Genomic DNA, 17,546 nt, shown 5'->3' with positions numbered 1-17,546 from the left:
GCGTGGCTCACTTTGCGCATGGTCGCCCTGGCCGTCGCCGCGACGGCCGCCGTGCAGGTCGGGATGTGGATTCGCTACGAAATCTGGTCGGACAGAATCAACTCCCAGTTGCCCCCGGAGATCGCGGCAGAGTTGGGGCGGCTTGAAGATGCGCCGAAAGAGAATACGAAGCGACTCCACGAAATCTACACACAGTATTCCGATCTCTTCGTTTCCCCCACCGATACCGAGGATCTGCTCGTCCAGGCGCTGTTGAGCCTGGCCATCATCCCGTTCGTGGTGGTGTTTGCTCTTATCCTGGCGCGTCGCATCGCGCAGCCGCTCTCCCATGTGGTCGTGGCCGCCGAGTCGGTTTCGGTCGGGCAGTTTTCGACCCGTGCACCCGTTCCAAAGAGCGCTCCGGCCGAGCTTCAACGTCTTGCCACCCATTTCAACAAGATGGCTCAGCAGCTGGAGTCGTACGACAGGGAGCTGCACGATTCAAGCGCTGCCATCGCGCATGAGCTTCGGACACCCCTGACCGCGGCGATGGGGCGGTTGCAGGGCATCATGGACCAGGTATTTCCATTGGAAGAGGCGCAGATCGCTACGGTGCTGGACCAGCTCGTGCAGATCCAGCACATCATCGGCGACCTGCAGGTCCTGTCGCTCGCGCAGGGCGACAGGCTTCAGCTGGAGATCACCGAGTTCGCCGTGCGCGAGTTCGTCGATGAACGGATCTCGTGGGCCGGCCCCGCCCTGCGCAAGTGCGGCTTGCAGGCCGTCAATCACGTCGATTCGGTGCAGACGCTGCGCGGGGACAGGAGCCGGCTCGGTCAGGTCCTGTCGGCGCTCATCGACAACGTGGTGCGCCATGCAAGCGACGGAGGCATCGTGGAGGTCGACTTCGAGGCGGGAGACCTGAGCGTCGAACTGATCGTGAGGGACCGAGGCGCGAGCATCCTGCCCGATGACAAAGACCTCTCGCGTTTCTTCGAGCGCTTCTGGCGCGGCGAAAAATCCCGCTCGCGGCACGCAGGCGGAACGGGGCTTGGCTTGTCGGTCGTCCATGCGATCTGCAAGGCGCATGGCGGGCACGCGACTGCCGCGGCACGCGCCGGTGGCGGCACGGAGATCCGGGTCCGCCTGCCGCGTGCAGGGATGGCGGCCAGCACTGGCAAGCAGACGATCTAGAGGTCTTGTCCGCGAACTCCCAGCGCGCGGCGCCACGAAGGCGGCGCAGGCGCTTCAGGGGGCCTGCTCGGCCCGGGCTTCTTCCTCTTCCTCCAGCCGGTCCCAGTCGCGGCCCGAGCGCCGCTGTCGCTCTTCGCGCTCGCGTGCCATCTGTTCCTCGAACTGCTGGCGGCCCGCCTTGTTGGCCGCGATCAGTTTTGCGCGGTCCTTGTAGTGCGGATAGATCTCGTCGCTCAGCTTGATGTTCCGGCGGCGAAAACGCATGCTCGATTCGCGCGCCTCGTGCGCGGGCCAGCCCAGCGCTTCGAGCGTCGAGCGCGCGCTGCGCAGCGACGACTCGAACACCTCGCGCTCGACGTCCGTTACGCCCCGGTCGCGCAACTGGAACAGGTGGGTCACGTTGCGTGCACGCGCGATGATGCGGGCCTTCGGAAAGTTTTCCTTCACCAAGTCGACGATCTCCAGCGACTGCTCGATGTCATCCACCGCCACCACGATGGCTTTGGCCGAACCGGCACCGGCGGTGCGCAGCAGGTCGAGCCGCGTCGCGTCGCCGTAGAACACGCGAAAGCCGAACTGGCGCAGGCCTTCGACGGTGTCGGCGTCATGGTCGAGCACCGTCACGCGCAGGCCTTGCGACATCAGCATGCGACCGACGATCTGGCCGTAGCGGCCGAAGCCGCAGATCAGCACCTTGGCGTCTTGCTGCTCCGAGATTTCTTCGAGCTGCGGGCCCTGGTTGCGGCTGTAGCGCGGCAGTACGAACTTGTCGAGCAGCACCAGCAGCAGCGGCGACAGCAGCATCGACAGCGCGACCGCGCCGATCAGCAGCGAGGTGACTTCGGGCGGCAGCACGTCGGGCCCGGCGGCCTGGAACACCACGAACGCGAATTCGCCGCCCTGCGCCAGCAGCAGCGTGAACACCGGCCGCTCCTGGTAGGCCAGGCCCATCGCCTTGGCGAGCGCATAGATCACGACCAGCTTGATGACCATGAAGCCGACCACCAGCGCGGCCATCAGCCAGGGGCTCGCGATCAGCACGCCGAAGTTGATCGACATGCCCACCGCGATGAAGAACAGGCCGAGCAGCAGCCCCTTGAAGGGTTCGATGTCGGTTTCGAGTTCGCGCCGGTATTCGCTTTCCGCCAGCAGCACGCCGGCAAGGAAGGCTCCGAGCGCCATCGACAGGCCCACCAGCTGCATCAACGCCGCGATGGCCACCACCAGCAGCAGCGCCGCGGCGGTGAAGATCTCAGGCGTGTCGCTGCGCGCGATCCAGCGCAGGATCGGCCGCAGCAGCAGGCGGCCGCCGAGGATGATGCCGGCGATCACGCCGACGATCTTCAGCGCCTCGAATGCGCGGTCGAGCCCGCTGATCGATTGCTCGGCGGCCGTGGCACCAGCCAGCAGCGGCAGCAGCGCAAGAATGGGAATGGCCGCCACGTCCTGGAACAGCAGGATCGAAAAGCCGGCCTGCCCGCTGGGCGTCTTGAGCAGGTTGCGTTCGCCGAACACCTGCAGCGCGATGGCGGTGGACGACAGCGCCAGGCCGAGCGAGGCCACCAGCGCCACGCGCCATTCGGCGCCCAGTGCCCAGCCGATGGCAAAGAGCACGACGGCGCAACTGAGCACCTGCGCGGCGCCCCAGCCGAAGATGGGCCGGCGCAGGTTCCACAGGCGCTTGGGTTCGAGTTCGAGGCCGACGAGGAACAGCATCAGCACCACGCCGAACTCGGCGAAATGCAGCACGTCTTCGACGCTGGACACCAGGCCCAGTCCCCAGGGGCCGATGGCGATGCCGGCCACGAGGTAGCCGATGATCGAGCCCAGGCCCAGGGCCTTGGAAAGCGGCACCACCAGCACGGCGGCGCTCAGGTAGATCAGGCTGTTGATCAGCCAGGCGGGTGCGTGTTCCATGCTCAGGCCGTGCCTTCCTTGGGGTTCTTCGCCTCGTTGGCGGCGATGACCGAGGCCAGGCCCTGGCTCATCGCGGAATGGAAGGCGCCGGCCACCACCTTGCCGATGTCGTCGGTGTCGGCGGGGCGGTCGGCTTCGGGCACGGGGCAGGCGATGCAGGCTTCGAGCTCATCCAGTTCGGGCCACGCGGGGTAGCTGCCGAGCCGCTGCGCGAACACCTCGACATGCGCCTGCACGTCGGCTTCGCTGGCGCTGCGCGCGCCGTAGAAGACCAGCGGCGGCAGGAAGCGCATGCCGCACAGCGCGGCGGTCTGTTCGTAGGGCGGCAGGAAGGCGTCGAAGAAGTAGCGGTGATAGCTCTGCGGGTGATAGCTGGGCTCGGGGCTGCCGGTGGTGGCGACCAGCCAGAAGTCCTTGCCCTGCAAGGCGGTGCCGCCGGGGCCGTAGGCCCAGCCGTAGGCGAGCACGTCGTCGAGCCAGAGCTTCTGCAGCGCCGGCATCGAATACCACTGGATCGGGTGCAGCAGCACGACCAGGCTGGCCCGCGCGAGCCGGGCCTGCTCGGCCTCGATGTCGATGGCGAAGTCGGGGTAGCTGCCGTAGAGGTCGTTGACATCGACCCCCGGCACGCCGCGTGCGGCAGCCAGCATTCGCCGGTTGACGCGTGAATCGCGCCAGTGCGGATGGGCCGCCAGCACGTAGATGCCGCCGGCGTCGCCGGCGGGGTTTCCCATGGATATTGTTGTCGTCATGCCGCGAACATAACGTAGTCTGGAGGCGGTCGCAGCCCCTTTGCACCACACCGTGCCGCCGTCTTTGCAGGGTTGCCGACGCGGGAGGAGAAAGCGGCGAAAAGTGCGCAAAACCCGGGGCGGCTAACATGCCGGCAGTCCCAGCTCTGGAGGAGATCCCCATGCCGGTGGTTCTGGTCGCCAACCCCAAGGGTGGCGTTGGCAAGTCGACGATCGCGACGAACATCGCGGGTTACTTTGCAAGCCGCGGCCATGCCGTGATGCTGGGCGACGTGGATCGCCAGCAGTCTTCGCGGCTCTGGCTGGGCCTGCGCCCGCCGATGGCGCGGCCCATTTCCACTTGGGAGGCGACGGGCGAAAGCACCGTGGTGCGCCCGCCGCGCGGCACCACGCACGCGGTGCTCGACACGCCGGCCGGCCTGCATGGCTGGCGCTTCAAGGAAGTGCTGGCGCTGGCCGACCGGGTGATCGTGCCGCTGCAGCCGAGCATCTTCGACATCTACGCCACGCGCGATTTTCTCGACCGCCTGCTGGAGCAGCGCAAGGCCGAGAAAACGAAGATCGGCCTCGTGGGCATGCGCGTGAATGCGCGCACCCTGGCGGCCGACCGGCTGAACGAGTTCATCGCCGGACTCGGCGTGCCGGTGCTGGGCGAGCTGCGCGACACCCAGAACTACGTGCAACTGGCGGCGCGCGGGCTCACGCTGTTCGACATCGCGCCGGGCCGCGTCCAGCGCGACCTGGAGCAGTGGCAGCCGATCTGCGACTGGCTCGAGAACTGAGGCCCCCCGGCTTTTCACTCCGCTTCGCTGCGTGTAATTCGCCACCCCCCGTGGGGGAGGCGCGGTCGTCTTGGGGCGGCCCGGCGGCGCCCGCAAGCTTGCCGTTTTCCCTGACCCCGGTTGTCGCAAGTCCGACAGCCGGCCGGACACCCTTGGCACCAGAATGCCCCGCATGACAAAAAAGACATTCCAGACCCTTCAGGATCTCTCCGCCTGCGTCGGCCAGGAAGTCGCCGTGAGCGACTGGATCACCATCACGCAGGAGCAGGTCAACCAGTTCGCCGAGGCGACGGGCGACCACCAGTGGATCCATGTCGATGTCGAGCGGGCCAAGGCCGGCCCCTTCGGCGCACCGATCGCCCATGGCTTTCTGACGCTGTCGCTGCTGCCGCGCTTCTTCGAGGCCGCCATCGAGGTGGTCGAGTCGCGCATGGGCGTGAACTACGGCATGAACCGGGTGCGCTTCATGTCGCCGGTGCCGGTGGGCAAGCGGCTGCGGGCGCGCATGAAGCTGCTGAGTTCGGAGCCGATTGCCGACAATGGCTTCCAGATGACCTGGGAAACCACCATCGAGCTCGAAGGTGCCACCAAGCCGGCCTGCGTGGCCGAGTCGGTGGCGCGGCGCTACCCCTGAGGCGGCGGGCGCTTTCCCCGAACGTTCCTACATCCGGCGGTCGGTCACGTCGCCGTAGGTGGCTGCGCCGGCACGCGTGATGCCGAGCGCCCCGGTGCGCACGGCGGCGCGATCGACATTGCCTGCGGTCGCGCGGGCCACGCCGGTGCCGCCATTGCTGATCTGCAGCGGTTGGCGCGCATCGGCCTGCACCTGGGCGCGCGAGAGCGTCGACTGGAAGGGTGCGGGCGGCAACGGATTCTGTTCACCCTGGAAGGCCTGGGCGCCCGTGCTGAGGGCGAGGGTGGCGAAGGTTGCGAGGGCAATCGACTTGGCGTTCATGTGGAACTCCTTGGGCTGAAGCGTTGAGAGGCCGGATGCCGGACCCGATGCGCTGATCGCATCGCGTGCCTGCATGTCTTCCATACGGCGTGCCTTGTCGATCGGATGTGCCCCGGTCGCCGCAAGGGGCGGCTTCTTTGTTTCTTTGTGTCAGCCGAAGCCGTTCTGGCGCCAGGCTTCGAACACCGTCACCGCCACGGCGTTCGAGAGATTCAGGCTGCGCTGGCCCTCGCGCATCGGCAGCCGCAGGCGCTGCGGTTCGGCGAAGCCATCGCGTACCGCCGGAGGCAGGCCGCTGGTCTCCGAGCCGAAGACCAACCAGTCGCCGGGCTGGAAGCGCACATCGTGCACGGCGCGCGTGCCCCGCGTGGTGAGGGCGAACATGCGGTCGGCGGGCGGTGCTTCGGCGTCGAGTAGTGCCTGCCAGTCGACGTGGCGCTTGACCTCGGCGTATTCGTGATAGTCGAGCCCGGCGCGGCGCAGCAGGCGGTCGTCCATCGAAAAGCCGAGCGGTTCGACCAGGTGCAGGGTGCAACCGGTGTTGGCGGCCAGCCGGATCACGTTGCCGGTGTTCGGCGGAATTTCGGGGTGGACCAGGACGATATGGAACATGCGCCGATTGTCGGTGGGCCGAGGCTGTGATGATCCGCGGCCTGTCAGTGCGGCGGGTCGGTGCGGGCCAGCGCGATGGCCGTGATGTGGGCCGCACCGGCCAGCCGCAGGGCTTCGGCGGCCGAGAAGAGCGAGGCGCCGCTGGTCATCACGTCGTCGACCAGCACGATGCGGCGGCCGCGTACCTTGTCCGCGCGCAGGGGCTCCACGGCAAAGGCGCCGCGCAGGTTGCGCAGGCGCTCGGCGCGCGCCAGGCCGCTCTGGGCCGGCGTCTCGCGCGTGCGCAGCAGCAGGGTCGCATCGGTCTTGGCGGGCGACAGGCGCCGCGCCAGCTCGTGGGCCTGGTTGAAGCCGCGCTCGCGCAGCCGGCCGGGGGCCAGCGGCATCGGCAGGACGATGTCGCACTGCTCCAGCGCGGGCTCCACCCAGGGCGCGCTGCGCAGCAGCGTGGCGAGCGGTCCGGCCCAGCCCGCGTCGCCGTTGAACTTGAAGCGGGCGATGCAGTCGGGCCAGGGCCACGCATAGGTGCAGGCGGCCAGGCAGGCGTCCAGTGGCGGCGGGTGGCGCAGGCATTCGCCGCATCGGGCCACGCCCTCGGGCACCGGCAGGGCGCAGGCGCCGCAACGTGCCACCGGCGGGGCGAAGCGCGCGACGCAGGCATCGCAGACGGGCTGCGAGGGCCAGGCGTGGCAGACCTCGCACTGGCTGGGCAGCCGGGCGAGCAGCGAGGTGAAAGGCCTCAGGGTTCGGTGGCTGAGCATGGGCTCAATATACTCACGGCCCCATGGCCACCGACCCCGCAAGAAGACCGCCGACCATCGACCCCACGGCGGCTGCGCGCTGGCGTCGGCTGGCGCCCGCCGAGGGCTCGCCCTGGCTGCACGAGGAAATCGGCCGCCGGATGGAAGACCGGCTGCAATGGATCAAGGCCCAGCCCCGCACCTGGGCCGACTGGGCGCCGTTGCGTGGCGGGCTCGAGGCGCATGAACTGGTCGCCAAGCGCTATCGCGATGCCGCCTCTTTCGTGATCGAGCCCGAGCCGGCGCTGGCCACCGCGACCAGCGAAGCGCTGGCCGCGCCCTGGTGGAGCGCGCGCCGCTGGCAAGGCGGCAAGGCGCGCTTCGATGCGCCGCCGGAAGACGGCGTTGATCTGCTCTGGGCCAACATGTCGCTGCACATGGCGGCCGACCCGGAGGCGCTGATCTCGCAGTGGCACCAGCTGGTCGCAACCGACGGTTTTCTGATGTTCTCCTGCCTCGGGCCCGACACGGTCCGCGAGCTGCGCGCGCTGCATGCCCGGCTGGGCTGGCCCGCCGCCGGCCACGAGTACACCGACATGCACGACTGGGGCGACATGCTGGTGCACGCCGGCTTTGCCGAGCCGGTGATGGACATGGAGCGCATCGTGCTGACCTGGGCCACGCCCGAGGCGGCGTTGGCCGAGCTGCGCACGCTGGGGCGCAACCTGCATCCGGCGCGTTTCGGTGCGCTGCGTGGCAAGGCCTGGCACCAGTCGCTGAAGAAGGCGCTGCCTGAACTGGCGCCCGCCGAGGGCAACGACGGCCACATCGCGCTGACCTTCGAGGTCATCTACGGCCATGCCTTCAAGCCCACGCCGCGCGTGTCGCTGTCGGCAGAGAGCGCGGTGTCGTTGCGCGAGATGCGATCGATGCTGCAACGAGGCCGTCCGGGCGCGTGATCGTCTGTTGATTTGTGCGGCAAAAACGCCTGACGCACAGGCTGTTTCTTGCCTACTAGTAGTGACCCGTAGGCGTCCCACAGGGCACTCGGGCGCAGGTATCTACCCGCTACAATCCGCCGTTGCGTGAAACTCGCGGGTATTGTCCCGCGATCGAGGGGTGTCGGATCCTGTTTGTACGAGGCTTGTACGAGAGGTTTTGGCAGCCATCGACGCACCGATTTGCTGAACTCGCCCGTGTCGAATTCCGTGTTTCGATTTGCCACCGTTTCAGGCCAGAGCATCCACTGGTTCCTGAAGCGGAACTGCTCGGTGACGCCGAGCCAGCTGGGCTGGCTCTACGCCTCGCTGTGCGTGGTATCGCTCGGCATCGGCACCCTGTTCTGGCTGCACGGTGCGCCGCTGGTGCTGCCATTTGCCTGGCTCGAACTGGCCGCGGTCGGGTTTGCGTTCATGGTCTACGCACGGCACGCGACCGACGGCGAAAAGATCGCGTTGCAGGGTGGACGACTCGTCGTGGAGCTCGAGAACGGAGGGCACTACGAACGCACTGAATTTCTTCCGCACCAGGTGCGGATCGAACCGCAGACCGGCGATCGCTCGCTGATCGAGGTCTCGGGACAGGGTCGATCAGTCAGGGTGGGGCGCTATGTACGCCCGGAGTTGCGTGCCGCGTTGGCCCGCGAGATTCGCATGGCGTTGCGTGGCGCCTGAGGGGGCTCGCGCAGTGCTGCACGGTTGGGTTTGTCGAAAAAATTGAAGAAACGTGAACACGATGAAGAGCATTTGGCGCAATAAGTACAGGCCGGCGAATCTGTTGCTGGCGGCCGGCGCGGCTTTCAGCAGCGCGGCGCACGCAGTCAACGATCTGCCCGGCGGCCCTTCGGTGCGCCAGTTGAATCTTCCGGTCGGTGTGACCAAGATCGCGCAGGAGCAGCATCTGCTCCACACGATCATGATGATTCTGTGCACGGTCATCTTCGTCGCCGTGTTCGCGGTCATGTTCTATTCGATCTGGAAGCACCGCAAGTCGGTCGGCCACAAGGCGGCCAACTTCCATGAGTCGGTGGTGGTCGAGGTCATCTGGACCATCGTGCCCTTCCTCATCGTGATCGTCATGGCGCTGCCCGCCACCAAGGTGCTGGTGGCCCAGAAGGACACCACCAACGCAGACCTCACGATCAAGACCACGGGCTACCAGTGGAAGTGGGGCTACGACTACCTGAACGGCGAAGGCGAGGGCCTGGCCTTCATTTCCACGCTCGACAGCTCGCAGCGCGCCATGTCCGATGCCGGCGCCAAGGGCGCGATGCCCGACGACTACCTGCTCAAGGTCGACTACCCGCTGGTCGTGCCGGTCAACAAGAAGATCCGCATCATCACCACCGCCAACGACGTGATCCACGCGTTCGCCGTGCCGCAGCTGGGCCTCAAGCAAGACGCGATTCCCGGCTTCGTGCGCGACACCTGGTTCCGTGCCGAGACCATCGGCACCTACTACGGCCAGTGCCAGGAACTGTGCGGCAAGGAACACGCCTTCATGCCGATCCAGGTGAAGGTGGTCTCGGCCGCCGACTACACCGCCTGGGTGGCTGACCAGCGCAAGATCGCCGCCGCCAAGCTCGACGACCCGACCAAGGTCTGGACGCTGCCCGACATGCTGGTTCGCGGCGAGAAGGTCTACGCCGCCAACTGCGCCGCCTGCCATCAGGCCAACGGCAAGGGCGCGGGCCCGATCAAGGCGCTCGACGGCGATCCGAAGGTGCTCGACGCCGACCACTCGGTGCAGCTGCATGTGCTGCTCAACGGCCAGAACAACGGCGCGATGCCCTCCTGGAAACAACTGAGCGACACCGATCTCGCGGCAGTGGCCACCTACACCAAGAACAGCTGGTCGAACAAGACGGGCCAGCTGGTGCAGCCGGCCGAAGTGCTGGCCCTGCGCGGCAAGTGATCCGGCAGCGCCCCGCGAAGAAGAAATTGCAAGGAACAACGAAATGAGTGCAGTCCTCGACCCCCACGGTCACGCAGTCCCCGGCGACCACGCACACGACGAGCATCACGATCACCACGCGCCCACCGGCTGGCGCCGCTGGGTGTTCGCGACCAACCACAAGGACATCGGCACGCTCTACCTGCTGTTCAGCTTCACGATGCTGATGGTGGGCGGCATCCTGGCCCTGCTGATCCGCGCCGAGCTGTTCCAGCCCGGCCTGCAACTGGTGAACCCGGAGCTCTTCAACCAGTTCACCACCATGCACGGCCTGATCATGGTGTTCGGCGCCATCATGCCGGCCTTCGTGGGCTTCGCGAACTGGATGATCCCGCTGCAGGTGGGCGCCTCCGACATGGCGTTCGCGCGCATGAACAACTTCAGCTTCTGGCTGCTGATTCCCGCGGCGCTGATGCTGGTCGGTTCGTTCTTCATGCCCGGTGGCGCACCCGCCGCGGGCTGGACGCTCTACGCGCCGCTCACGCTGCAGATGGGCCCCTCGATGGACGCCGGCATCTTCGCGATGCACATCATGGGCGCTTCGTCGATCATGGGCTCGATCAACATCATCGTGACCATCCTCAACATGCGCGCCCCCGGCATGACGCTGATGAAGATGCCGATGTTCTGCTGGACCTGGCTCATCACCGCCTACCTGCTGATCGCCGTGATGCCCGTGCTCGCAGGCGCCATCACGATGACGCTGACCGACCGCCACTTCGGCACCAGCTTCTTCAACCCCGCCGGCGGCGGCGACCCAGTGATGTACCAGCACATCTTCTGGTTCTTCGGCCACCCCGAGGTGTACATCATGATCTTGCCGGCCTTCGGCATCATCAGCCAGGTGGTGCCGGCCTTTGCCCGCAAGAAGCTCTTCGGCTATGCCTCGATGGTGTACGCCACCTCGTCGATTGCCATCCTGTCGTTCATCGTGTGGGCGCACCACATGTTCACGACCGGCATGCCGCTCACCGGCCAGCTGTTCTTCATGTACGCGACCATGCTGATCGCGGTGCCCACGGCCGTGAAGATCTTCAACTGGATCGCCACCATGTGGCAGGGCTCGATGACCTTCGAGACGCCCATGCTGTTCGCGGTCGGCTTCATCTTCGTGTTCACGATGGGCGGCTTCACCGGCCTGATCCTCGCGGTCGCGCCCATCGACACGCAACTACAGGACACCTATTACGTGGTGGCTCACTTCCACTACGTGCTGGTGGCCGGCTCGCTGTTCGCCATGTTCTCGGGCTTCTACTACTGGGTGCCCAAGTGGACCGGCGTGATGTACAACGAAACGCGCGGCAAGGTGCACTTCTGGTGGTCGCTGATCTCGTTCAACGTCACCTTCTTCCCGATGCACTTCCTGGGCCTGGCCGGCATGCCGCGACGCTATGCCGACTACCCGATGCAGTTTGCCGACTTCAACGCCGTGGCGTCGGTCGGTGCCTTCTTCTTCGGTTTCGCGCAGGTCTACTTCTTCCTGTTCGTCGTGCTGCCGACCATGCGCGGCAAGGGCGAGAAGGCTCCACAAAAGCCATGGGAAGGCGCCGAAGGCCTCGAATGGGAAGTGCCTTCGCCCGCACCGTTCCATACCTTCGAGAACCCGCCCAAGCTCGACATCACCGCCACCAAGGTGATCGGTTGATCGATCGGCAGCCAGCAACAAGCCACGCGACCGCACGACAACGATGACCACGCCTGAGCAAAGAAAGAACAATCGGCGCATGGGGCTCACGCTGGCCTCCATCGCGGTGATCTTCTTCATCGGTTTCATCGTCCGCATGGCCTTCTTCGGCGGTCGCTGACCGCCGGCAACCGAACGGGAGCAGCAGCATGAGTCTCGGTCAACGCATCCGGCGCGCCAATGTCCGCATGGTCGGCAAGCTGGCCGTCGTGGCCTGCGGCATGTTCGCCTTCGGTTATGCGCTGGTGCCGATGTACCGCGCCATCTGCGAGATGACGGGCATCAACATCCTCGCGCTCTCCGAGCTCGAGGTGCCCGGCGGCGCCAGCGGCGGCAAGAACGTGCGCCTGCCCGACAACACGCAGGTCGACATGAGCCGCACCATCACGGTCGAGTTCGACTCGAACGTGCGCGGCGGCCTCTGGGACTTCAAGCCCGCGGAGCGGACCATCGAAGTGCATCCGGGCCAGCTCAACACGGTGATGTACGAGTTCCAGAACGTGCAGAACCGCCGCATGGCCGCGCAGGCCATTCCGAGCTACGCACCGCAGCAGGCCGCGCCGTACTTCAACAAGCTCGAGTGCTTCTGCTTCAACCAGTACACGCTCGATCCGGGCGAGAAGAAGCAGTGGCCGGTCGCGTTCGTGATCGACCCCAAGATTTCCAAGGACGTGAAGACCATCACCCTGTCGTACACCTTCTTCGAGGTGGGCGGCAAGACGCCGCCGGCGCCGGTGGCGGCTGTTTCGAATGCAGCGAATGAGCCGCGCTCGTGACGGCCGATCTTTCGCGCAAGCCGAAGGCTTCGCTGTGGGACACCGTGAAGGCGGTGGGTTGGTCGTTCTTCGGCGTTCGCAAGAACAGCGCCTACCAGGAAGACCTGGGCAAGCTGAATCCGCTGCACATCATTGCGGTGGCATTCGCGGCCGTGATCGTCTTCGTGGTCGGGCTGGTGCTGCTGGTGCGCTATGTGGTGGCGGCCTGATGACGAAGATGCCCACGACAACCAGAATCCATTGAATCGAGAGAAGAAAGAAAGCCAGGAGCTGATATGAGTTCAACCACCCACGGCACCACGCCCTACTACTTCGTGCCCGGACCATCGGCCTATCCGGTCATGGCCGCGACCGGCCTGTTCTTCGTCATCCTCGGCGCCGCGCAATGGATCAACGGGCACGCATGGGGCTCGTGGTCCCTGCTGGCCGGCATGGTGATCTGGCTCGGCACGCTCTTCGTGTGGTTCCGCGCAGCCATCGGCGAAAGCGAAGGCGGGCAGTACGGCCACAAGGTCGACCTCTCGTTCCGTTGGAGCATGAGCTGGTTCATCTTCTCGGAAGTGATGTTCTTCGGCGCCTTCTTCACGGCGCTGTGGTGGGCCCGCACCCACGCGCTGCCGACGCTCGGCAGCCTGGACAACGCGATCCTCTGGCCCGACTTCAAGGCCGTGTGGCCCAGCGTGGCCGCCGGCGCTACCGGTTCGCCGGCCGGCATCGTCGAGCCCTTCCAGACTGTCGGCCCGTTCTGGCTGCCCACGATCAACACCGCGCTGCTGCTCAGCTCGGGCGTGACGCTCACCATTGCCCACCACGCATTGCGTGCGGGCCATCGTGCACAGACGATCCGCTTCATGTGGCTCACCGTGCTGCTGGGTATCCTCTTCCTGGGCGTGCAGGGTTATGAATACCACCACCTGTACACCGAACTGAACCTCAAGCTCAGCTCGGGCACCTACGGTTCGACCTTCTTCATGCTGACCGGCTTCCACGGCCTGCACGTGTTCATCGGCATGCTGATGCTGCTGTTCATCACGCTGCGGCTGCAGAAGGGCCACTTCACGCCCGAGCGCCACTTCGGCTTCGAGGGCGCGGCCTGGTACTGGCACTTCGTGGACGTGGTCTGGCTCGGCCTCTATATGCTGGTCTATTGGCTTTGAGCGACGAACCTCTCGGCATTCCACAAAAAAGGCGCCGCAAGGCGCCTTTTTCATGGTTCTCCTGGAACGAGCACCACCTACTTGCCGAGCGGGAGCCCGGTGGGCTGGATGTAGCCGAGTTTCCAGGCGAGCAGCATGCAGAGGAACAAAAACACCGAGAGGCCGATCCGAACGGTGAGCGCGCGCGCCATGCCGCCGCTCTTGGCGCGCCCGTTGCGACCGTCCTTCAGCATGAAGAACAGTGCAAAAGCGAGGCTCGCGAAGATGCCCACGAACACGAGGGCGACGAAATATTTCATGACCCGCATTATCGGCCGCACGCCCCTTTCTCTCCAGTGACTCCCGAACCCCTGTACCCCGAAGAACGCCGCCGCCCTGGCCGTTTCTGGCTCATCACCATCGCGGCCGTGCTGACGCTGGCCGCTACTGTTTCGCTCGGCCGCTGGCAGCTGTCGCGCGCCGCGCAAAAAGAAGCGCTGCAGGCCGACATCGACGCCCAGAAGCAGAAGCCTGCGCTGGCCCAGGCCGAATTCCTCGCGCTCGAAAAGGCTTCCGACGCGCTGCACCGACCGGTGCGCCTGCGCGGCCTGTGGCTGCCGACGCAGACCGTCTACCTGGACAACCGCCAGATGCACGGCGTGCCCGGCTTCTATGTGCTGACGCCGTTCGCCCTCGAAGGCAGCGAACAGGCGGTGATGGTGCAGCGCGGCTGGGTGCAGCGCAATTTCGTCGACCGCACGAAGCTGGGCGAGGTCGAGACGCCGGCGGGCATTGTCGAGGTCACCGGCCTGATTGAGCCGCCGCCGAGCCATCTGCTCGAACTGGGAACGCCGGCATCGGCATCAGCTCCGGCCGCTGCTGCGTCGGCACCCGCCGGGGCAGCCTCGGCACCAGCCGCCGAAGGGGCTTCGTCCATCCGGCAAAATCTCGACCTGGAGGCCTTCCGCGCCGAGACCAAGCTGCCGCTGCGAACCGATGTGTCGCTGCAGCAGACCGGGCCGGCCTCCGAGGGCCTGCAGCGCGACTGGCCGGCCCCGGCGCTGGGCTTGGAGAGGCACTACGGTTATGCATTCCAGTGGTTCGGCCTCTCGGCCCTCGTCGTCATCCTCTATGTCTGGTTCCAATTCATCACCCCCTTCCGCCGTTCAAGGCGCCGCGCACGCGATGGCCGCTTCTGACGAGCCGCTGGGCCTGACGGTGCATTCGATGCCGTCGCCCAGCCAGGCGCTCGACGGTGCGGAGGGGCGCCGCACGGTGAGCGGGCGCTGGAAGATGGTCGCCGTGATGCTGATGTGCGCGGCACCTGTCATCGCCTCGTACTTCACCTACTACGTGATCCGGCCCGAAGGCCGCAGCGTGTACGGCGAGCTGATCGACCCGCAGCGCGAACTGCCGAAGCTGATCGCCACCGATCGCAACGGGGCGCCGGTCGACATCGCCACGCTCAAGGGCCAGTGGCTTCTGGTCGCGGTGGCCGATGCGGCCTGCGATGCGCTGTGCGAGCAGCAGCTGTACCTGCAGCGGCAGTTGCGCGAAAGCCTGGGCCGCGAAAAAGACCGCATGGACCGCGTCTGGCTCGTGAGCGACGCCGCGCCCGTGCCCGAGCGCCTGAACAACGGCCTGCATGGCGCGACCGTGCTGCGCGTGCCGGCCGAGCAGCTGGCCAAGTGGCTGGCACCGGCGTCCGGCCACAGCCTTGCCGAGCACCTCTTCGTGATCGACCCGATGGGCAACTGGATGATGCGTTTCCCGGCCCGCATGGACGCCGCGGGCGCGAGCCGCGCCAAGCGCGACATCGACCGCCTGCTGCGCGCGTCGGCCTCGTGGGACAAGCCGGACCGCTGACAGGCCGACAGACAGACAGATAGATCGATAGACAGGCAGACAAGCAGTACCGCATGGACACGACGAGCTCGCTCTACGACCTCACGCCGATCGCGTGGCTCATGGCCGCGGGCGTGCTGATCGCGCTTGGCCCGTTGCTGTGGGTCTGGCGGCGCAACGCGGGTGCAGGCCCGGCGCGCCGGCTGCACGCACTGACCGTGCTCACGCTGTTCCTTACGTTCGACCTCACGCTGTTCGGCGCCTTCACCCGGCTCACCGATTCCGGTCTTGGCTGCCCCGACTGGCCCGGCTGCTATGGCAACGCCAGCCCGCACGGAGCGCGGCACGAGATCGCGATGGCGCAGAGCGCCCAGCCGACCGGTCCGGTCACGCACGGCAAGGCGTGGGTCGAGATGGTTCATCGCTACCTGGCAACGGGTGTTGGCGTCTTGATCCTTGTGCTGGCCGTGGCCACGTGGCTGGTGCGCTGGTGGCCTTCGATCGGGCCCAAGGCCGGAAACGCACCGCAGCCTCCACCTTCCATCGCACAAGCCGTGTTGAACCCCTGGTGGCCGACGGCGACGCTTGTGGGCGTGAGTCTGCAGGGCGCATTCGGCGCGCTGACCGTCACCTGGAAACTGTTCCCGGCCATCGTCACCACGCATTTGATGGGCGCCATCGTGCTGTTGGCGCTGCTGTGCATCCAGGCGGTGCGCTACAAGCAGAGCGCGATGCAGCGGCTGCCCACGGCTGTGTCGCCCGCGCTGCGCAACGGACTGATCGCAACCACCGTCCTGCTCGTGCTGCAGATCGCCCTCGGCGGCTGGGTCAGCACCAACTATGCGGTGCTCGCTTGCACGCAATTCCCGACTTGCCAGAACAGCTGGTGGCCGCCGATGAATTTCGCGCAGGGCTTCGAGATCTGGCGCCACCTGGGCGTGACTGGCGACGGCCAGCCGCTCGACTTTTCCGCGCTCACGGCCATCCACTATGCGCACCGGCTGATGGCCTATGCAGTGTTCGTGGCGCTCGGCGTGCTGGCGTGGCGCATGCGCCGCATCGAGCCATTGCGCCCGCAGGCGCGCTGGCTTGCCGGGCTTGCTCTCCTGCAACTCGCCACGGGCCTGGGCAACGTGCTGCTCGGTTGGCCGCTGGCCGCCGCCGTGCTGCACACCGGCGGCGCCGCGGCGCTCGCCGTGGTGCTGACCTGGGCGCTGTGCGAAAGCCGCCGCGAAGCGGCATCCACCGTGGCCCTGCGTGCCGACGACAATGCACGCGCGACCCCCAACCCGAAGAAAGCCACCGCGTGAGCACCCCGATCCCCGTTCAGCACACCAGCACCGTGAACGTGCTGCGCCAGTTCTACGCGCTGACCAAGCCGCGCGTGGTGCAGCTGATCGTGTTCTGCGCGCTGATCGGCATGGTGCTGGCCGTCCCCGGGCTGCCTTCGTGGGCCGATGTGCAGCGCGGCGTGCTGGCCTGTATCGGCATCTGGCTGGTGGCGGGTGCGGCAGCGGCGTTCAACTGCCTGGTCGAAAAGGGCATCGACGCGAAGATGAAGCGCACCGCCTGGCGCCCCACGGCGCGCGGCCAGCTCAGCGACATGCAGGCGCTGCTGTTCTCGGCGCTGCTGTGTGCGGTCGGCTCGGCGCTGCTGTGGTTCACGGTCAATCCGCTCACCATGTGGCTCACGTTCGCCACCTTCGTCGGCTACGCGGTCATCTACACGGTGATCCTCAAGCCGCTGACGCCGCAGAACATCGTGATCGGCGGTGCTTCTGGCGCGATGCCGCCGGTGCTGGGCTGGGCCGCGATGACGGGCGATGTCGGCCCCGAGGCGCTGATCCTGTTTCTCATCATCTTCCTGTGGACGCCGCCGCACTTCTGGGCACTGGCGCTCTACCGCGTCGAGGACTACCGCAAGGCCGGCCTGCCGATGTTGCCCGTCACGCACGGCAACGAGTTCACGCGGCTGCAGGTGCTGCTGTACACCTTCATTTTGTTCGCGGCCTGCCTCATGCCCTTCATCTACGGCATGAGCGGCTGGCTGTACCTTGCGGTTGCCGTCGTCGTCAGCGTGGGCTTCACCGGCTATGCCTTCGCGCTCTGGCGCAACTACTCCGACACGCTGGCGCGCAAGACCTTCCGGTTTTCGCTGATTCACCTGAGCGTGCTGTTCCTCGCGCTGCTCGTCGACCATTACCTCCACTGAATTGAATACT

21 protein-coding genes are annotated in these 17,546 nt (G+C 66.5%); 15 read left to right on the top strand and 6 right to left on the bottom strand.

The window, feature by feature from the left end:
• The first annotated feature begins 18 nt into the window (after positions 1-18).
• Positions 19-1,173 (top strand): ATP-binding protein, encoded by a 1,155-nt coding sequence (locus ACGLHS_RS10530; RefSeq protein WP_394479369.1) that lies wholly within the window; start codon positions 19-21, stop codon positions 1,171-1,173.
• Between the two features lie 54 nt (positions 1,174-1,227).
• Here the strand turns inward: ACGLHS_RS10530 and kefC are convergent, their stop codons facing one another.
• On the bottom strand, positions 1,228-3,090 hold the full coding sequence (gene kefC, locus ACGLHS_RS10525; RefSeq protein WP_394479367.1) for a glutathione-regulated potassium-efflux system protein KefC: 1,863 nt from the start codon (positions 3,088-3,090) through the stop codon (positions 1,228-1,230).
• 2 nt (positions 3,091-3,092) lie between these two features.
• The gene (locus ACGLHS_RS10520; RefSeq protein WP_394479365.1) at positions 3,093-3,842 is read right to left on the bottom strand and encodes an NAD(P)H-dependent oxidoreductase; all 750 of its coding nucleotides are present in this window, start codon (positions 3,840-3,842) and stop codon (positions 3,093-3,095) included.
• Between the two features lie 161 nt (positions 3,843-4,003).
• Between ACGLHS_RS10520 and ACGLHS_RS10515 the strand changes: the two genes are divergently transcribed.
• The gene (locus ACGLHS_RS10515; protein ID WP_093247371.1) at positions 4,004-4,624 is read left to right on the top strand and encodes a ParA family protein; all 621 of its coding nucleotides are present in this window, start codon (positions 4,004-4,006) and stop codon (positions 4,622-4,624) included.
• Between the two features lie 163 nt (positions 4,625-4,787).
• Entirely contained in the window at positions 4,788-5,258 is a 471-nt protein-coding gene (locus ACGLHS_RS10510; protein WP_394479362.1) for a MaoC family dehydratase, read from the top strand.
• A gap of 27 nt (positions 5,259-5,285) precedes the next feature.
• Here ACGLHS_RS10510 and ACGLHS_RS10505 read toward each other — a convergent pair whose 3' ends face one another.
• From ACGLHS_RS10505 to ACGLHS_RS10495, 3 genes are all read right to left on the bottom strand, one after another.
• On the bottom strand, positions 5,286-5,663 hold the full coding sequence (locus tag ACGLHS_RS10505; protein WP_394479360.1) for a DUF4148 domain-containing protein: 378 nt from the start codon (positions 5,661-5,663) through the stop codon (positions 5,286-5,288).
• 66 nt (positions 5,664-5,729) lie between these two features.
• The gene (gene trmL, locus ACGLHS_RS10500; protein ID WP_394479358.1) at positions 5,730-6,191 is read right to left on the bottom strand and encodes a tRNA (uridine(34)/cytosine(34)/5-carboxymethylaminomethyluridine(34)-2'-O)-methyltransferase TrmL; all 462 of its coding nucleotides are present in this window, start codon (positions 6,189-6,191) and stop codon (positions 5,730-5,732) included.
• A gap of 44 nt (positions 6,192-6,235) precedes the next feature.
• Positions 6,236-6,952 (bottom strand): ComF family protein, encoded by a 717-nt coding sequence (locus ACGLHS_RS10495; protein ID WP_394479356.1) that lies wholly within the window; start codon positions 6,950-6,952, stop codon positions 6,236-6,238.
• A 23-nt stretch (positions 6,953-6,975) separates the two neighbouring features.
• Here ACGLHS_RS10495 and ACGLHS_RS10490 point away from each other — a divergent pair, with 23 nt between their 5' ends.
• The 8 genes from ACGLHS_RS10490 (at position 6,976) to ACGLHS_RS10455 (ending at position 13,500) form a co-directional block, all read left to right on the top strand.
• The gene (locus ACGLHS_RS10490; protein WP_394479355.1) at positions 6,976-7,890 is read left to right on the top strand and encodes a biotin synthase; all 915 of its coding nucleotides are present in this window, start codon (positions 6,976-6,978) and stop codon (positions 7,888-7,890) included.
• A gap of 237 nt (positions 7,891-8,127) precedes the next feature.
• Positions 8,128-8,604, top strand: coding sequence for a DUF2244 domain-containing protein (locus ACGLHS_RS10485; protein WP_093247401.1), 477 nt, complete (start codon positions 8,128-8,130; stop codon positions 8,602-8,604).
• 61 nt (positions 8,605-8,665) lie between these two features.
• Positions 8,666-9,844 (top strand): cytochrome c oxidase subunit II, encoded by a 1,179-nt coding sequence (gene coxB, locus ACGLHS_RS10480; protein ID WP_093247366.1) that lies wholly within the window; start codon positions 8,666-8,668, stop codon positions 9,842-9,844.
• A 43-nt stretch (positions 9,845-9,887) separates the two neighbouring features.
• Positions 9,888-11,528, top strand: a complete 1,641-nt coding sequence (ctaD, locus tag ACGLHS_RS10475) for a cytochrome c oxidase subunit I (protein WP_093247365.1) — start codon at positions 9,888-9,890, stop codon at positions 11,526-11,528.
• Between the two features lie 43 nt (positions 11,529-11,571).
• On the top strand, positions 11,572-11,688 hold the full coding sequence (locus ACGLHS_RS10470) for a cytochrome oxidase small assembly protein (protein ID WP_218121973.1): 117 nt from the start codon (positions 11,572-11,574) through the stop codon (positions 11,686-11,688).
• 28 nt (positions 11,689-11,716) lie between these two features.
• Positions 11,717-12,343, top strand: a complete 627-nt coding sequence (locus ACGLHS_RS10465; RefSeq protein WP_093247364.1) for a cytochrome c oxidase assembly protein — start codon at positions 11,717-11,719, stop codon at positions 12,341-12,343.
• Positions 12,340-12,552: a DUF2970 domain-containing protein gene (locus ACGLHS_RS10460; RefSeq protein WP_394479350.1), complete on the top strand. Its 213-nt coding sequence runs from the start codon at positions 12,340-12,342 to the stop codon at positions 12,550-12,552. Before ACGLHS_RS10465 ends, ACGLHS_RS10460 begins: the two co-directional genes overlap by 4 nt.
• A gap of 66 nt (positions 12,553-12,618) precedes the next feature.
• Positions 12,619-13,500: a cytochrome c oxidase subunit 3 gene (locus tag ACGLHS_RS10455; protein WP_093247362.1), complete on the top strand. Its 882-nt coding sequence runs from the start codon at positions 12,619-12,621 to the stop codon at positions 13,498-13,500.
• 77 nt (positions 13,501-13,577) lie between these two features.
• On the opposite strand, the gene ACGLHS_RS10450 is transcribed toward ACGLHS_RS10455, so the two are convergent.
• Complete coding sequence (locus tag ACGLHS_RS10450) at positions 13,578-13,808, bottom strand: twin transmembrane helix small protein (RefSeq protein WP_093247361.1); 231 nt, start codon at positions 13,806-13,808, stop codon at positions 13,578-13,580.
• Positions 13,809-13,835: 27 nt separating this feature from the next.
• Here ACGLHS_RS10450 and ACGLHS_RS10445 point away from each other — a divergent pair, with 27 nt between their 5' ends.
• From ACGLHS_RS10445 to cyoE, 4 genes are read left to right on the top strand one after another with little or no spacing between them, the layout of a single operon-like run.
• Positions 13,836-14,678 (top strand): SURF1 family protein, encoded by an 843-nt coding sequence (locus tag ACGLHS_RS10445; protein WP_394479346.1) that lies wholly within the window; start codon positions 13,836-13,838, stop codon positions 14,676-14,678.
• On the top strand, positions 14,665-15,345 hold the full coding sequence (locus tag ACGLHS_RS10440) for a hypothetical protein (RefSeq protein WP_394479344.1): 681 nt from the start codon (positions 14,665-14,667) through the stop codon (positions 15,343-15,345). The genes ACGLHS_RS10445 and ACGLHS_RS10440 overlap by 14 nt, the downstream gene beginning before the upstream one ends.
• A gap of 53 nt (positions 15,346-15,398) precedes the next feature.
• Positions 15,399-16,634 carry a heme A synthase gene (locus tag ACGLHS_RS10435; protein ID WP_394479342.1) on the top strand — a complete coding sequence of 412 codons (1,236 nt, stop codon included), beginning with the start codon at positions 15,399-15,401 and terminating at the stop codon, positions 16,632-16,634.
• Entirely contained in the window at positions 16,631-17,536 is a 906-nt protein-coding gene (gene cyoE / locus ACGLHS_RS10430; RefSeq protein ID WP_093247357.1) for a heme o synthase, read from the top strand. Before ACGLHS_RS10435 ends, cyoE begins: the two co-directional genes overlap by 4 nt.
• Positions 17,537-17,546 lie beyond the last annotated feature (10 nt).

It is taken from the genome of Variovorax sp. VaC1 (genome assembly GCF_043658315.1).
GTDB lineage: Bacteria > Pseudomonadota > Gammaproteobacteria > Burkholderiales > Burkholderiaceae_C > Variovorax.
The sequence above is the reverse complement of the archived record's forward strand: the minus strand, read 5'-3'. Positions and strand labels throughout refer to the sequence as shown.

Excerpts from the sequence above, each read along its gene's own strand:
- ACGLHS_RS10465 (WP_093247364.1), top strand. The coding sequence starts at position 11,717 with ATGAGTCTCGGTCAACGCATCCGGCGCGCCAATGTCCGCATGGTCGGC.
- kefC (WP_394479367.1), bottom strand. The coding sequence starts at position 3,090 with ATGGAACACGCACCCGCCTGGCTGATCAACAGCCTGATCTACCTGAGC.
- ACGLHS_RS10490 (WP_394479355.1), top strand. The coding sequence starts at position 6,976 with ATGGCCACCGACCCCGCAAGAAGACCGCCGACCATCGACCCCACGGCG.
- ACGLHS_RS10470 (WP_218121973.1), top strand. The coding sequence starts at position 11,572 with ATGACCACGCCTGAGCAAAGAAAGAACAATCGGCGCATGGGGCTCACG.
- ACGLHS_RS10450 (WP_093247361.1), bottom strand. The coding sequence starts at position 13,808 with ATGCGGGTCATGAAATATTTCGTCGCCCTCGTGTTCGTGGGCATCTTC.
- coxB (WP_093247366.1), top strand. The coding sequence starts at position 8,666 with ATGAAGAGCATTTGGCGCAATAAGTACAGGCCGGCGAATCTGTTGCTG.
- ACGLHS_RS10435 (WP_394479342.1), top strand. The coding sequence starts at position 15,399 with ATGGACACGACGAGCTCGCTCTACGACCTCACGCCGATCGCGTGGCTC.
- ACGLHS_RS10530 (WP_394479369.1), top strand. The coding sequence starts at position 19 with ATGGTCGCCCTGGCCGTCGCCGCGACGGCCGCCGTGCAGGTCGGGATG.
- ACGLHS_RS10520 (WP_394479365.1), bottom strand. The coding sequence starts at position 3,842 with ATGACGACAACAATATCCATGGGAAACCCCGCCGGCGACGCCGGCGGC.
- ACGLHS_RS10495 (WP_394479356.1), bottom strand. The coding sequence starts at position 6,952 with ATGCTCAGCCACCGAACCCTGAGGCCTTTCACCTCGCTGCTCGCCCGG.
- ACGLHS_RS10440 (WP_394479344.1), top strand. The coding sequence starts at position 14,665 with ATGGCCGCTTCTGACGAGCCGCTGGGCCTGACGGTGCATTCGATGCCG.
- ctaD (WP_093247365.1), top strand. The coding sequence starts at position 9,888 with ATGAGTGCAGTCCTCGACCCCCACGGTCACGCAGTCCCCGGCGACCAC.
- ACGLHS_RS10505 (WP_394479360.1), bottom strand. The coding sequence starts at position 5,663 with ATGGAAGACATGCAGGCACGCGATGCGATCAGCGCATCGGGTCCGGCA.
- ACGLHS_RS10510 (WP_394479362.1), top strand. The coding sequence starts at position 4,788 with ATGCCCCGCATGACAAAAAAGACATTCCAGACCCTTCAGGATCTCTCC.
- ACGLHS_RS10515 (WP_093247371.1), top strand. The coding sequence starts at position 4,004 with ATGCCGGTGGTTCTGGTCGCCAACCCCAAGGGTGGCGTTGGCAAGTCG.
- ACGLHS_RS10455 (WP_093247362.1), top strand. The coding sequence starts at position 12,619 with ATGAGTTCAACCACCCACGGCACCACGCCCTACTACTTCGTGCCCGGA.
- trmL (WP_394479358.1), bottom strand. The coding sequence starts at position 6,191 with ATGTTCCATATCGTCCTGGTCCACCCCGAAATTCCGCCGAACACCGGC.